The sequence below is a fragment of the Priestia sp. AB genome, from assembly GCF_028369225.1.
GTDB classification, from domain to species: Bacteria; Bacillota; Bacilli; order Bacillales; family Bacillaceae_H; genus Priestia; species Priestia megaterium.
Genome location: NZ_JAQMYN010000023.1, coordinates 1 through 14,675 on the forward strand (window position 1 = coordinate 1; position 14,675 = coordinate 14,675).

Genomic DNA, 14,675 nt, shown 5'->3' on the forward strand with positions numbered 1-14,675 from the left:
CCGCCGCCCTTAAGCGACTTTATTATCTTATCAAGTTGTCAACGTAATGTCAACAACTTTTTAAAATTCTTTTTTTAGCTTCGTTGTTAAGAGTATGTCTCAACGACGCTTTACAATAATATAACGCTTTGCATATAAAGTCAATATGTTTCAAGAAGAAAAATGATTTTTTTCTCTTGTTTAATTTCTTCCCTTACCGAGAAGTAGTTAAACATAAATAAACTAAATTTTCTAATTTTTCATCCGGAATCTATACTAAAAAAAGAAGCCCTTCACAAAAAGAGCTTCTTTCTTATCTTACTGATTAAGGTAAATAACGACGTGCACCTGCATACTCTTCAATATATCCCTTCGTGTTTAAAGGAATAATCTCTACTGTCCGCTCGGAGTTCGGCGAATGAATCATCATGCCATCTCCAGCATACATTGCTACATGGTGGACGCTTCCTTTTCCTTGGTTATAGGCAAAGAACAATAAGTCTCCAGGTTGAAGGTTGTTCATATCTACTGGTTTCCCTGCTCGAGACTGTGGCCCTGAGTCACGTGGAATCGTAATACCATGGGATTGGTACATCGTAAACGTAAATCCAGAGCAGTCAAATCCAAAACCACTCATGCCAGCCCATAAATATGGAAGATTTAAAAATGCCTTTCCACTTTCAACAAGCTCCGTGCCAGTTGGTACAGGAATATCTTTTTGAGACGCGTAGATTTTTCCTGCTTTCGTAGAAATCCATGCTGTCTTTCCATTTGGTTTTAATACTTTATATGCACTCTTTGACTTTGCCAAAAGAGGTAAGCGCGTATTATAGCTAACTTCAATACCTTTCTTTTTCAAAGAAGGCGAATGATATAAATAAGCAGTCGGAGCCGTCACCATTACAAAAGGCTTCTTTGCATACTGTTCGTACCTTTTGCTATAGATTAATTGTTTAGTAGGCATCCATCCGGGATATCCTAATTCATTTCGAGAAGTAGGCTGTCCGTCTACAGCTACTTTGACCCAGTCTCCTTGTTCGTCTAAAACCGTTACTTTGTTTCCATATAACGCTTGTGTCTCAAGCATCCCATCGCTAGATAACTGCTGCTTCTGTTTCAAATTCATCGATGTGGTCCACTTTCTCATATCTACAGGATTAGTAGCTGACGGAGCGTCCACTTCCCGCAAGATGTCTGGTGCTGTCCACAGAGTAGCTGCTGCGACATCTATATAAGCAGTTTCTTTTTCTTCAGAAGCATGAACAGAAGAAACTGCACTGACCCCAAATGTAGCTAAAATAACTGTTGTTGCCGTTAAAAGCCAACGTTTTATATTCATCGTCTCTCTCCTTCTACTATAGTACTATCCTTTTATTTTGAGATAGGAACGGTGATTTCTCCTATTCCAGGAAGATCTGATAAGAAAACCTCTTGACCGCTGTACTTTAACACATCCAGTTCAGTTGAAAGCCAAAGAGGAGCATCTAAGTCAAAATACGTGATATTCGGATGAGCGGCTGCCAGATGAGCAGCTGCTCCCACGGAAAGTGATGGTTCCATCATGCTTCCAATCATACATGCAACACCGTTCGCCTCAGCAATACTTGCGATTTTTCTTGCTTCATTAATTCCTCCGCACTTCATTAGCTTAATATTCAAAAGATCCACGTACCGCCCGCTTACAAGCCTTAATGCATCTTTGGAAGAAAATAGACTCTCATCTGCCATAATGGGTACGTTTACTCGTTCAGTCACAAACTTTAACCCTTCCCAATCATGAGCAGGGACAGGTTGTTCTACCAATTCAATACCAAAGTTGAGAGTTTCCATTTTATTAATTAATTGCACTGCTTGTTTTGGAGTCCATCCTTGATTTGCATCCAAACGAAGTTTTACATGATCCGGAATGACAGAGCGAATATGTTTAATACGCTCAAGGTCTAGCTCAGGAATTGAACCTACCTTTACTTTTAAAATGTCAAATCCGTCCGCTGCACTTTTTTGTGCGTCTTCAGCCATTTTCTCAGGTGTATCAACACTTATCGTCATACACGTAGAGATAGGCTGCTTATCGCCCAAGAAAGCATATAAAGGAATGTTAAGAAACTTTGTATAGGCATCATGCAAAGCGATATCAGCAGCTGCTTTAGCACTTGAATTGTGAATACAGCAGCTTTGAATTTTTTTTAAGAGTTTTTGAAACTGACGTATATCCTCCCCTATTAGCGCTAGTTTAATAGGTCCTTGAAGTGCAGCTTGAATGCCTTCTAAAGAATCGCCTGTAATAACATATGTTGGCGAAGCCGCTCCTTTTCCTTTTATTCCGTTTTCTAACTGAATCTCTACACTTATGCTGTCTATCTCTGTTGCTGTTCGAAGCGCTGTTTTAAACGGAACGAGCAGTGGAACGGTTTGATGCTTTACAGTTATGTCTTTAATTATCATTTCAATCGCTTCCTTTCGATTCAGCACAAATATTCTTTCATACGTATTTTTGGTTTATTCTTAGATCGCCCCTAAAACTTTGGCGATCATCATACCAAAATAAGTACCTAAGAAGGAACCCATCAGAGCCATAATAACTCCTACCGGAATCAGTGCACGGTTATAGGCAGCTGCAAGCATTGGAGCAGACGCCATTCCACCAATATTAGCTAAACTTGCTACTCCGAGCGTAAATAAATCATATTTAAATAGTTTAGCTAGCAACAGCATGATCACTAAGTGCACGAACATAATAAGAAAACCAGATACTAAGTAAATAGGAGCCTGAGCTAAATTTGAAAAATCTGATTGGGAAGCAATTAACGCTACAACGATGTATAACATAACGTTTGATACATCGAGCGTACCTGGAATTTTTGCCGCTGGGGTTACAGCAAGCACTAGACCAACCACAGAAGCAATCATAATCGTCCAGCTCGTTGCATTAATAACCGCTCCCACTTCAGGCAAACGCCCTCCGATAAACGTAGAAAATGCTGAAACGAACAAACCTAGACCAAGTAAATAAAGAAGATGCTGAAACTGCGGGCCTTCTTTTTCGCTTTCAGAAGTTGCTGCGACTTCATCTATACTATTCTCAATAAAGCTGACGTCTGCTTTTGTCCATTTATTAAATTCAGATGCAAATGGTACAAGCCAAAACATAAACATAACCCATACAGCATAGTTAATCGTATCCATCATAAGAGCGTAGCCAAATATATTTTCTGGAACATCCAAAATCCCTTGGAGAGCAACCATGTTAGCTGATCCTCCGGTCCAACTTCCTGATAAAGCACCAAAAGCTTTCCACGTGTCCTCTACATAGAAATTCTTAAAAATGGCATAGACGAGGATAAAACCTACCATTATGCTAAAAACCGCAACGATGAATCCTCCCAGCATTCTTGGACCAAGTTTAATTACACTTCGAACATCACACTTTAACAGCATAAGCATCAGCATGGCCGGAAGCAGTGCATTTTTAACGCCCGTATACATGGCGACATTTGATTCGCTATCCCCAAATACCCCTGCCGTTTGCATAAGAGCAGCTCCTATATAAATAAGTACAATACCCGGGATAAATTTAAAAAATCGATTGGCTTTAAATCTTTTTTCAATCCCTACCATGAGCGCAGCAAAGGCAGTTAACACACTCACATACATAAATCCATCTTGAATCATTTATTCTTCCCCCTTCATCTCCACTAAAATATTTTTATACAAAACAAAATCCAGCCCAACGTTTGAAAACGTCAGGCTGGATTTCGTCTAGGTCTATGTAGACAAAGCAGCTGTTATTTGCTGATATTTTTTCTGTGCATCATGAAACGCTACCACCAGCGCTTTTTGGGAAGACCCGAAGTAGCGGCTGTTAATGTCGTCTGTAAGGGTGAGATCACTTATATGACGTCCAATAAAAATTGATTGAACAAATCGAACGGTCAACTCAATCGTCGCTGAGCATTCCACATCAATAATTTTTCCATTTGTTTTATCAACTACCAGTCCTAAAAAATACTGATTGAACTTTTTAGTAATCGGATTGCTTTGAGGAGCTTTGGCATCTCCAATAATATAGATAGTATCTTGATCATACATGATTTTTTATTCCTCCTAAAAGAGATAACAGACGATGCTAGGGACCGGCAAATGAACGTTTGCGGAGCTACGCAACATGTATTCGCTTTCATAAGGAACATTATAATCTATTCTTAATATATCATCTATAAAACAATTTCACAATATAACTTTTATACTATTCAGAATAAAATAATAATTTTTCAAAAAAAAGAGATTGAGACATAACAAACTTAATCCAACCTAAAGACGAACAAATGGGAGACATGAGCTGAACCGCTTGTTACACCGCAGTTGATTTCCATGCAAGACTTCGCTTTCCGCGGGCGGTGGCTGAGCCTCCTCGTTGCTTGCGCTTTTTCCGCAGGAGTCTTCGCCTTGCCCTCCAATCAACTGCTAGAAGGACCGAAACAGATGAAACTCACGTTCACCACAACAAAAAAACGAACCACTAATCAAACATGTTGATCAAGGGTTCGTTTTTCACTGTGGATCAAGTACTTTTGTCACAGCTTCTTTCTACGTCATCCTTTGAACATGGTAGAGGAAAAACGGTTAGGGTAATCTGTCATCACCACTTTTACTGAAACCTGCTGGAGCTTTAAAAAATTATCCATTTCATTAATCGTATACACCCGCAAGTCTAATCCTTCTTGCTTTGCTTTTTTCCCATACGCAGAAAGAGCAAACGACATATCACAGTGTAGGTGCGCTCCTATCGATTTTGCTTTTCCAATCGCATCTTCGCTCACCCCTTCAAATAAAAAACCTGTTGGTATATATGAATGGAGAGATCTCACTTTAGCCAAACTATCATAGTTAAAAGATGACAAAATAACCTGATCTTCTAAATCAAACTCATCGATTAGACGAAGAACTTTTTCTTCAAGTTTTGGATAGTAAATTCGGTCATTTTTTAATTCAATATTCACCGTTAATTTTGTCTTTTTGTCCATCATCCACTCAAACACTTCTACTAATGTCGGAATCGATTGTTTAGAAAAACGAGAGTCATACCAACTGCCAGCATCGAATAAACGCAGCTGTTTGTATGAAAATTCTTGAACATACCCCATTCCATTCGTCGTTCTGTCAATTCGTTCATCGTGAATAACTACTATTTCCCCGTCTTTTGTTAATTGTACATCTAATTCAATACCTGCAACTTGCATTTTCCTAGCTTCTTCAAATGCAATCATTGTATTTTCAGGATATCGTCCGCTAAAGCCGCGATGCGCATAAAGATCAATTGAACTATTCATTGTCCTCTATCTCTCCTAACTAGTCATTCACTAAGTAAAAAGCTCGTCCTCAAAATAACTTGAAAGACGAGCTTCGTAATCATACGTTATTTTTGATTGGCTACTTCTAATGCTCTATTTGTTTCTTTTGCTGCTTGATCAAGCGCTTTTTTTGGCTTTACTCCTTGATATAGGCTTTCCATCCCTGTTACTACTTTTTGACGCGATTCAGGAAACACAGAAATTAAAGCACCTTGTGTAGCTGGAGTAGGCTTTGTTTCACGAAGCTGATCAACCGTTACTTTTAACTGCGGATATTTCTCCCACTCTTTTTTCACAATATCTTGTTCATACGCTTTTGGGTTAACTGCAAAGTATCCACTTTCTACGTGCCATTTTGCTTGAACTTCTGGTGTTGCTAAATATTTCATGAAGTCCCAGGCTGCTTTTGATGTTTCATCACTGATTCCTTTAGACATCCATAAAGATGCTCCGCCAATAGCTACTCCTTGGCGATCCTCTTCTTTTGGGACAGGAATATAAGATACGCCTACATCAAATGGAGCATTGTCTACTAGTGTTTTAATACCTGCTGATGAGTCCAGGAACATTGCAATTTTTTTAGATTGAAATGCTGCGCGCATATCATCCCAGTTTTGTCCTACATTGTAGAATGTACCTTCTTTATACATATCATTGATTAAATTAAATGCGTTTTGTCCTTCTTTTCCATTAAATACTGCCTTCTCAGCATCACCTTTACGGCCGTTTTCGTGATCTACATACAAGCCGCCCTGAGAAGCAACTAGCTCTTCAAAGAACCATCCGTAATTTAGAATTGAAAAACCGTATTGCGATGTTTTATTTCCTTGTTTTTCTGTTAATTTCTTTGCAGCCGCCTTTAATTCATCATACGTTTTTGGAGGATTTTCAGGATCTAACCCTGCTTTTTTAAAGGCATCTTTATTATAAACAAGAACAGGTGTTGAAGAGTTGAACGGCATTGAGTATTGCTTTCCATCTACTTGGTAATAGCTTGAAATGTTTTTCTCCCACTGTGAAGTATCATAGTGGTCTTGATCGATAAACTTTTGAACAGGCTGAATCTTACCGCTGTCTATCATGAATTTTGTTCCCACTTCGAACGTTTGCATAATAGCCGGTGCATCCTTTGTTCCTGCTACTGTGTTAAATTTTGTTTGTGCTTCTTCATACGTTCCTTGGAAAACAGGCTTTACTTCGACTTTGTCCTGAGATTTGTTGTACTCATCGACAATTTTATTGAGTGATTTTTCAAGGTCACCGCTCATAGCGTGCCAAAATATGACTTCTGTTTTACCTGATGCTGTTTTTTTTGTTTCTTGCGCTTCCGAAGAACCAGTTGAATTTGAGCAAGCACCTAGAATAACTAGCAAGCATGCCGTTACGATAGCCAATATCTTTTTCATCACATTCACTCTCCTATTTAATTGCACCTTGGGTTAATCCTTTTTGAAGACGTTTTTGACCTAGGAATAATAGTAATAATGTCGGTAAGATTACAACAACGACAGCGGCCATAACCACTCCCCAATCAGTTGAAATCTCCTGTGTTTGCATTTGCTTTAAACCAATCTGAACGGTACGAACATCCTCTGTATTTGTCACTAATAGTGGCCATAAATACATATTCCATGTTGTTAAAAAGCTATATACACCAAGCGTAACTAGACTTGTTTTAGACACAGGGAGCACGACGTTCCAAAAGAAACGAAAGCGGCTGATCCCTGCAACTTGAGAAGCTTCATATAACTCATTCGGAATGGTTTTAAACTGCTGACGCAACAAAAATGTCCCAAACGCTAAAGCAAAAAAAGGAATCGTTAATCCTAAATAATTGTTAATCCATCCTAGCTTTTGTGCTGTTAAAAAGTTAGGAACCATCGTTGCTTCCCATGGAATCATCATCGTAGAAATAAAGAGAAAGAAAATAGCATCTCTTCCTTTAAATTTAATAAATACAAATGCAAAAGCTGCCAAACTTGAAACTAACAGCTGCCCGGCCATGACAAAGATAGACACAGCAAAACTGTTAATTAAATAATGAAGCAGCGGAACTTTTTCAAAAGCGTCCCGATAGTTTTCAAATGAAAAAGATGACGGCCAAATCTTCCCTTCTAACACTTCCGCTCCACTCATAAAACTAATGGAAAAAGCGTATAGAATAGGAAACATCAATACTAAAGTAGCTGCAATGAGTAACAAATAAGTTGTCCATTTTCTCGTGATGCTCATTGATAATGTACCTTCCTTTCTCCAAGCTTGAATTGAAGAGCGGTAACCAGTAGAATACAGAAAAATAATATTGTAGCTTGAGCACTTGCAGAGCCAACATTGTAGTTTACAAATGCATCTTTGTAGATTGAATAAACAATGACATTTGTGGAATCTGTAGGTCCGCCTTTTGTTAAAATGTCAATTTGTCCAAACGTTTGAAACGCGTTAATAAAGGAAACCGTAATAATAAAAAACAGCGTTGGCGAAAGCATAGGAAGCGTAATTTTACGGAGCTGATACCAATAGCTAACTCCAGCAATACGCGCGTTTTCATACAGCTTTTCATCAATATTTTGCAACCCGCCAAGTAAAATTAAAAAGGTAAACCCAATGTTCATCCAAATCGTCGAGATAGACACAGCAACCAATGCATACTTAGGATCTAATAACCACTGCACGTCGTGAATCCCTACAAGGTTTAATACTTTATTGATAACCCCGATTGTCGGATTATACATAAACATCCAAATCACAGAAGAAGCCGCTACGCTCATTCCCATCGTAGATGAAAACATTGTTCTGAAAAAACCAATTCCTTTTAGCTTTTCATTTGCGATTAGCGCTAGGAATAAGGCAATAACTAAGCCAATAGGTACTGTGTAGAGTACAAATAGAAAAGTAGCTTTCATACTTTGTAAGAAATTAGGATCTGTAAATAGATATAAGAAATTTTGCAGTCCTACAAAATTCAAGGGATTTCCCTGTGTGTCCGTAATAAAAAGACTTAAATATAATGTCTTAATCATTGGGTAGAAAAGAAATACACTAAATAACAGTAATGATGGCAGTAAATAAGCTAGTCCAACAATGATAGTAGGCATTGATTTTTTTTCTTTTGGGTTTGCTAAAACAGAAACAGGTGAGTTTGCTGTTTTGGTAACAGCACTCATACTAATGCCCCCTTTACAGTTAAATCTTCCGTTGATGGTTCGTAGTGCAAGCATGAACCTGTATCGCCATCAAATAAAAACAGGTGTTTTGGATCGATAAAAATAGGAACTCGCTCTCCCACCTTTATAGTCCATTGACCGTTCCACTTAGCCATCCACTGCTTGTCACCCATATGAAATGTAAGCAGTGTTTCCGTGCCTAGAATTTCTACATTATCTACTTCCACAATAAAACTCGTATTATCGTTTGTCGCAAGCTGTATATGCTCAGGTCTCACTCCAACCACAACTTCTTTTTTACCGTTAAGGTTACTGTGTGGTGTACTCATAGAAATAGCTCTTCTATCTTCAAAAACTAGTAAGTTATTTTCTATAGAAACGTTTGATAAATTCATAGGGGGAGAACCTATAAAAGATGCTACAAACGTGTTCTTTGGTGCATTGTAAATATCAAGCGGACGTCCAACTTGTTGAATATTTCCTCCATTTAAAATCATCATTCGATCCGCCATCGTCATCGCCTCTGTTTGATCGTGCGTGACATAAATCATCGTAATACCTAACTTACGCTGAATCTGGCGAATTTCTGACCTCATCTTCGCGCGCAGCTTCGCATCTAAGTTTGATAACGGCTCATCCATCAAGCAAATAGGCGAATGAGTAACAATAGCACGTGCAAGCGCTACACGCTGACGCTGTCCTCCCGAAAGCTGTCTAGGCTTTCTCTTTAGATATTCACTTAAACCTAGCATCTCTGCTGCTTCCCTGCAGCGCTTTTGCTGTTCTTGCTTTGAAATTTTCTTTGTATGCAGGCCAAAAAGAATATTTTGTTCCACTGTCAAATGCGGATATAAGGCATAGTTTTGAAACACCATTGACAAATCGCGCTGACTTGGAAGCAGTTTATTTGCTTTTACATCTCCAATCAGTAGCTCTCCCTGCGTGAGTTCTTCTAATCCGGCAATCATTCTCAGCATTGTACTTTTCCCACATCCGGAAGGACCTACTAGTACAAAAAACTCTCCCGGTTCAATTGTGACGTTAATATCTTGAATAACATTTGTTTTTTGATCGTATGACTTCCCAATGTTAACTAGCTCTACTTTTTTCATTAAAAACGCTCCTTTCTCTATCATTCATATTTTTTCCACAACCATGATTTCCCTGTAGAAACTGCCGTAGCTCCTGCTTTTAAAGCAGCTTGGATATGGCTTTCATTTTGAATGAGTCCACCTGTAATAATAGGGATACTTGTTTTTTTAACGACTTTCTCTATCATCTCCGGAATTAATCCTGGCATTAGTTCTAATGCATCCGGTTTAATATCTTGAACGGTTTTCAACCCTTGTGCTACCGCGTCTGTATCCACTAGAAACAGCCGCTGAATAGCAACCAGTCCTTCTTGCTTTGCGTAATTAATGAGTGAACTTTTAGTGGTTACGATACCTGTAGGTTTTACAAACTTAGCAAGGAATTTAAGCCCTTCTCGGTCATAGCTAATCCCTGGAATTTTTTCAACGTGTAAAAAAACCGTTCGATTATGCTGTTTGAGTAAATCTACATAGCGTTTAATCACACTAATATTGCCCGTTAATAAAAAGGCGGCCTGGATCTCTGTTTCTAAAAATTGTTCTAAATTTTTCGGGCTTTTAATGGATGCAATCAAACGGTCTTGCCCAAGCTGTTGTAAGAAATCTGCTTCCTTATTCAAAACGATGCCTTCCTTTCATTCACAAAAAACCACAAAAAACGCATAGGGTATTGATATAGACCTATTGTTTTTTGTGGTTTCTCAATTTCATAACCTTAGTAACTATTCACTTATCGTTCACATGTTTTATAATAATGGTTATTTATGAAGGAAATATAAAGAAGCTGTTGAGTTTTGTAAAAAAACCGTATAGTTCCTGTAAATCGCTTAAAAATCAAAAAACCGTTGATTTCTCAACGGCTTTACAGTGCACATTCTTCAATTTCAAATCCTAAATCTTCAATCAGACCCCAGTCAGCTGTAGGTTCTTGACCTTGAGTCGTTAAATAGTCACCTACAAAAATTGAGTTTGCAGCAAACAAACCAAGCGGCTGAAGTGATCTGAGATTGACTTCTCTGCCTCCTGAAATTCGAATTTCTTTCGTTGGATTTACAAAACGCATCATCGCTAACAGCTTTAAGCATTGCATTGGCTTTAACGCCTTTTTGTCTTCTAGAGGCGTTCCTGGAACGGCAACAAGAAAGTTGCATGGAATAGAATCTGCATCTAACTTTTTAATTTGAAAAGCTAATTCCACGGCTTGTTCATTTGTCTCGCCCATTCCAAAAATCGCACCGGAACAAGGTGACAAACCTGCTTTTTTAGATGTAGTAACCGTATCAACTCGATCTTCATAGCCATGCGTAGAACAAATATTGTCATAGTTATCAGCGTGAGTATTTAAATTATGATTATAGCGATGAACACCCGCCTCGACTAGTTCGTGTGCTTGATCATCTGTTAAAAATCCTAGACAAGCACAGATTTTTAAGTCTGTCTTTTGACGGATCTCTTTTACCGCTCCCACTACGTGCGCTACTTCTTTATCCGTAGGGCGGCGGCCTGATGCCACGATACAATATGTACCTGCTTTTCTTTTTTGAGCTTCAAAAGCACCTTCTATAATTTTCTCTTTTGTTAACCACGCATACTTATCAATCGGCGCTTCTGATACGATCGACTGCGAACAATATCCACAGTCTTCTGGGCATAAACCCGATTTAGTATTAATAATCATATTAAGCTTTACTTTTTTTCCATAATGATGATGACGAATTAAGTACGCGGCATTCATGACCTCTAACACTTCTTCATCCGGTACATAAAGAAGTTGAAGCGCTTCGTTATATGTAATTTCTTTCCCTTTAATAATAGACTGAGCAAGTGCTTTCCAATCTCTTAAACTTGTGGTTTCCATCGATTCCCCTCCACTTTAGTAAACTAAAAAAATATAAAGTTAACAATTATAACTAAAAGTTACCATTACTTCTCCTTTTATGTCAACACTGTATAAATAATAGTTAACTCAAAAAGCCACTTCTATGATATAGAAGTGGCTTTTTGCTTATTGTGCTTGCAGTGTGTAAATAACCGATACAAAGTCTCCAGATTTTTCAGCGTATGCTTCAACACCCGGATACTCATGAGTTAGAGCAATACCTGCGTACATGAGCTCATCTCCATAAGCTGTTTGATCTGTTTCCATCACTGTATATTCATAATCAAGATGAAGCCCTTTTAGCTCAATGCGTTCGTGAGAAGGATTTGGTCTAGACAATACTTGATAATAACCGATGATTGCCTGTTTTTGATCGGATGAAACAACCATCCAGCTCGTCACATTTCCATCTTGTTCAAACGGACTTTTTAAACGATAGAATATGCCATTTTGAATAAGGGATCGGTGTTTTTTATAATACTGAATTTGTTGTTTTACGGTTTCTTTTTCATCTTCTGTCATCAGCGTAACATCTAACTCATAACCAAATGCGCCAAAATACGCAACGTCTCCTCTTGTTTCTAGACTTGTTACTCTGCGTACTTGATGATTTGGTACGGCCGATACGTGTGCTCCCATTGAACTGATTGGATAGGCAAAAGACGTGCCGTACTGAATTTTTAGACGTTCAATCGCGTCCGTGTTATCACTCGTCCAAGCTTGAGGAGCATAATAAAGCATTCCCGGATCAAATCTAGCGCCCCCGCTTGCACATGATTCAAATAAAATAGCCGGAAACTTCCTTGTTAGTCGCTCATACAAGTCATACACACCTAAAATATAGCGATGTACTACTTCAAACTGACGGTTCGCGGGCAGCCCAACAGATCCAATCTCCGTTATATTTCGATTCATATCCCATTTTATATAAGAGATAGGTGCTTCACTTAAAATAGCTTCCATTCGTTCATAGATATAATTCACTACTTCTTCTCTTGAAAAATCAAGCACGTATTGATTTCGTCCATGAGACTGATGACGATTTGCCACATGAATCAACCAATCTGGATGCTTTTCATACAAGTTGCTTTGCTTTGAAATCATTTCAGGTTCAAACCATAACCCAAAGTCCATACCTAAATCCGTTACTTTTTGAGCCAATGACTTCATACCGCCCGGAAGCTTATTTTCATCTACAAACCAATCTCCAAGAGAAGTTGTATCATCGTTACGTTTACCGAACCAGCCGTCATCCAATACAAAAAGTTCAACGCCTAGCTTTTGCGCTTCTTTGGCAATATGTACAATTTTCTCTTCGTTAAAATCAAAATACGTCGCTTCCCAGTTATTAATTAAAACTGGTCGCTCCAAATCCCGCCATTTTCCTCTAGCAAGACGCTTGCGATAAAGCTCATGATACTCTTGGCTAAGGCCGTTTAGCCCGCTATTTGAATAAGCCAGTACTAGTTCTGGTGATTGAAAAGTTTGTCCCCTTTCTAGTCGCCACTGAAAATCAAAAGGATGAATGCCCATCGTTATTCTTGATACATCATAATGATCTACTTCCACTTGTCCAAGAAAGTTTCCGCTGTATACAAGACTAAAACCATACGCTTCTCCACTGTGTTCAGTTGCAGCTGGATTCTTTAAAATTAAAAATGGGTTTTGCTGACTGCTGCTTGTACCTCTCGCACTAGAAATACTTTGAATACCTGGCTGAAGCATTCGTGTTTTCACGTGTCTTTCTCGAATCCACGCACCGGAAAGCTGAACCATCTCATAATTTGATGTAGGCAAATCAATGCTGCCGCTCATGATACGCAAAATATCGACTGGTCCTTCTCCTCTATGCTCAAATCGTGCGTGACGCGTAATAATATTTCGGTCTTCGTAAACGGTATACGTTAAAATAAGTGATGCATTGAGCAATTTATCAATCAGTTCAACTTCTACACTCGTGGCTTCACTCTCTTCTTCTACATATGTAGCAGGTAAGCCGTTTAATGGCTTCTTGCCTTTGTAAATTTTATGGTTATCGTATTCAAAATTTGTGATTCGGCTTCCGTTTTGTTGAAGAAGTTGATAGGCTGGCTCTCTGAAGTCTGTTGTTCCATAAGAAGGATACTCTTGTTTGATTGTTTCAAGAGAAAATGCTAGTTCTCCTTCATATACCGAAGCGCTAGCTCCTCTTGTTTCTACACGTAAAAAATGCTGAAAAGATGAACGGTGCTTAAGCTTTTTTCCATAGTACAAGTGACCGAGCTGCCCGTTTCTCAACACTGAAAAGATATAACTTACATCGCGTCCCTGCAGGTGAAATTCCTTTGTACGTTCATTAAATAAGATTCCCACTTTATCCCTCTCCTTACCATCAAATATCTAACGACACATTTCCTTTTTCATCTATTGCCGTTGCATGCTCAAAAGCAGATGCTAGATTAATCTCTTTTCTCTCATACCATTTCGCTAAATCTTTGAATAACTCTTCTGTTTCAACCATTCTTGTGTCTACTCGCAGTTCAGTTTCATAGCTATGAAGAGACCAAGTGCTTTCACTAAATAAAGTCATTTCTATATCTAGACACATTTCTTTCCAATTAGTGGCACACAAAATAGGATGATGCATGTCTGAACATGCAATGGTGTAACGGTTAGAACCATTCTTATTCATAAAACAATGAACAAAAGAGGCACTCACATCGCCCTTACTAGTTTGTAAAGATTTATATAGTTGGATATCTAACAATGGAACGCTCCATTTTAATTTCATTTTTGGAAGAATTCTTTTTTTAACCGACTTGACCGTTAATTTAATAAAATAAACACCATCTTTTTTCGTTTCATCCAATACGACATGCACACCTGGTTCCTTGTTTATCTCCAAGTTTATATAGGGTGTAGCAATCACTTCCTTCATCTCCTTTACCATCATTCTTAACTTTGTATACCAACAAAAATGTAACCGCATTCAAAAATTTGTTTTCGTATTTATTACAAGTAGATCACCCTAAACGAAGCTTTTTTACTTTCTTTCATTTTATGTAAAATACTTTCTAGACTCAATGGTAAAAATCAAAGTGAAAAAAAGCATTTTTTTGCTTTATCTAGTAATCAATTAAACGCTTTTTATCTCTTAGCGCGCAATTTTCTCTTCTTTTTCAAAAAAAGATGACAAACCTAATAATATAGTATAATAATAAATAATGAAGAA

General features: G+C 38.2%; 13 protein-coding genes. All 13 read right to left on the bottom strand.

Annotation, left to right across the window (positions count from 1 at the left end; genetic code table 11):
* Window positions 1-304: 304 nt before the first annotated feature.
* The 13 genes from POF52_RS28785 to POF52_RS28845 all read right to left on the bottom strand — a co-directional run bounded on the left by POF52_RS28785 (window position 305) and on the right by POF52_RS28845 (window position 14,381).
* Window positions 305-1,318 (bottom strand): C40 family peptidase, encoded by a 1,014-nt coding sequence (locus tag POF52_RS28785; protein ID WP_271997290.1) that lies wholly within the window; start codon window positions 1,316-1,318, stop codon window positions 305-307.
* A gap of 32 nt (window positions 1,319-1,350) precedes the next feature.
* A complete protein-coding gene (locus POF52_RS28790; protein WP_013081580.1) occupies window positions 1,351-2,424 on the bottom strand; it encodes a dipeptide epimerase in 1,074 nt (357 codons plus the stop codon).
* 60 nt (window positions 2,425-2,484) lie between these two features.
* Window positions 2,485-3,651, bottom strand: coding sequence for a DUF819 family protein (locus tag POF52_RS28795; RefSeq protein WP_271997294.1), 1,167 nt, complete (start codon window positions 3,649-3,651; stop codon window positions 2,485-2,487).
* A 93-nt stretch (window positions 3,652-3,744) separates the two neighbouring features.
* Window positions 3,745-4,068 (bottom strand): DUF3870 domain-containing protein, encoded by a 324-nt coding sequence (locus POF52_RS28800; RefSeq protein ID WP_013081578.1) that lies wholly within the window; start codon window positions 4,066-4,068, stop codon window positions 3,745-3,747.
* Between the two features lie 503 nt (window positions 4,069-4,571).
* Window positions 4,572-5,309, bottom strand: a complete 738-nt coding sequence (locus tag POF52_RS28805; protein ID WP_016762894.1) for a glycerophosphodiester phosphodiesterase — start codon at window positions 5,307-5,309, stop codon at window positions 4,572-4,574.
* Window positions 5,310-5,395: 86 nt separating this feature from the next.
* Window positions 5,396-6,736, bottom strand: coding sequence for an ABC transporter substrate-binding protein (locus tag POF52_RS28810; RefSeq protein WP_271997299.1), 1,341 nt, complete (start codon window positions 6,734-6,736; stop codon window positions 5,396-5,398).
* Between the two features lie 13 nt (window positions 6,737-6,749).
* Window positions 6,750-7,562 carry a carbohydrate ABC transporter permease gene (locus POF52_RS28815; protein WP_013081575.1) on the bottom strand — a complete coding sequence of 271 codons (813 nt, stop codon included), beginning with the start codon at window positions 7,560-7,562 and terminating at the stop codon, window positions 6,750-6,752.
* The gene (locus POF52_RS28820; RefSeq protein WP_016762892.1) at window positions 7,559-8,494 is read right to left on the bottom strand and encodes a carbohydrate ABC transporter permease; all 936 of its coding nucleotides are present in this window, start codon (window positions 8,492-8,494) and stop codon (window positions 7,559-7,561) included. Before POF52_RS28820 ends, POF52_RS28815 begins: the two co-directional genes overlap by 4 nt.
* Entirely contained in the window at window positions 8,491-9,606 is a 1,116-nt protein-coding gene (locus POF52_RS28825; RefSeq protein ID WP_271997303.1) for an ABC transporter ATP-binding protein, read from the bottom strand. Before POF52_RS28825 ends, POF52_RS28820 begins: the two co-directional genes overlap by 4 nt.
* Before the next feature lie 20 nt (window positions 9,607-9,626).
* Window positions 9,627-10,205 (bottom strand): glycerol-3-phosphate responsive antiterminator, encoded by a 579-nt coding sequence (locus POF52_RS28830; protein ID WP_025753238.1) that lies wholly within the window; start codon window positions 10,203-10,205, stop codon window positions 9,627-9,629.
* A 242-nt stretch (window positions 10,206-10,447) separates the two neighbouring features.
* The gene (bioB, locus tag POF52_RS28835; RefSeq protein WP_075422412.1) at window positions 10,448-11,443 is read right to left on the bottom strand and encodes a biotin synthase BioB; all 996 of its coding nucleotides are present in this window, start codon (window positions 11,441-11,443) and stop codon (window positions 10,448-10,450) included.
* A gap of 147 nt (window positions 11,444-11,590) precedes the next feature.
* A complete protein-coding gene (locus POF52_RS28840; protein ID WP_271997310.1) occupies window positions 11,591-13,816 on the bottom strand; it encodes an alpha-galactosidase in 2,226 nt (741 codons plus the stop codon).
* Between the two features lie 19 nt (window positions 13,817-13,835).
* On the bottom strand, window positions 13,836-14,381 hold the full coding sequence (locus tag POF52_RS28845) for a hypothetical protein (protein ID WP_271997312.1): 546 nt from the start codon (window positions 14,379-14,381) through the stop codon (window positions 13,836-13,838).
* Window positions 14,382-14,675 lie beyond the last annotated feature (294 nt).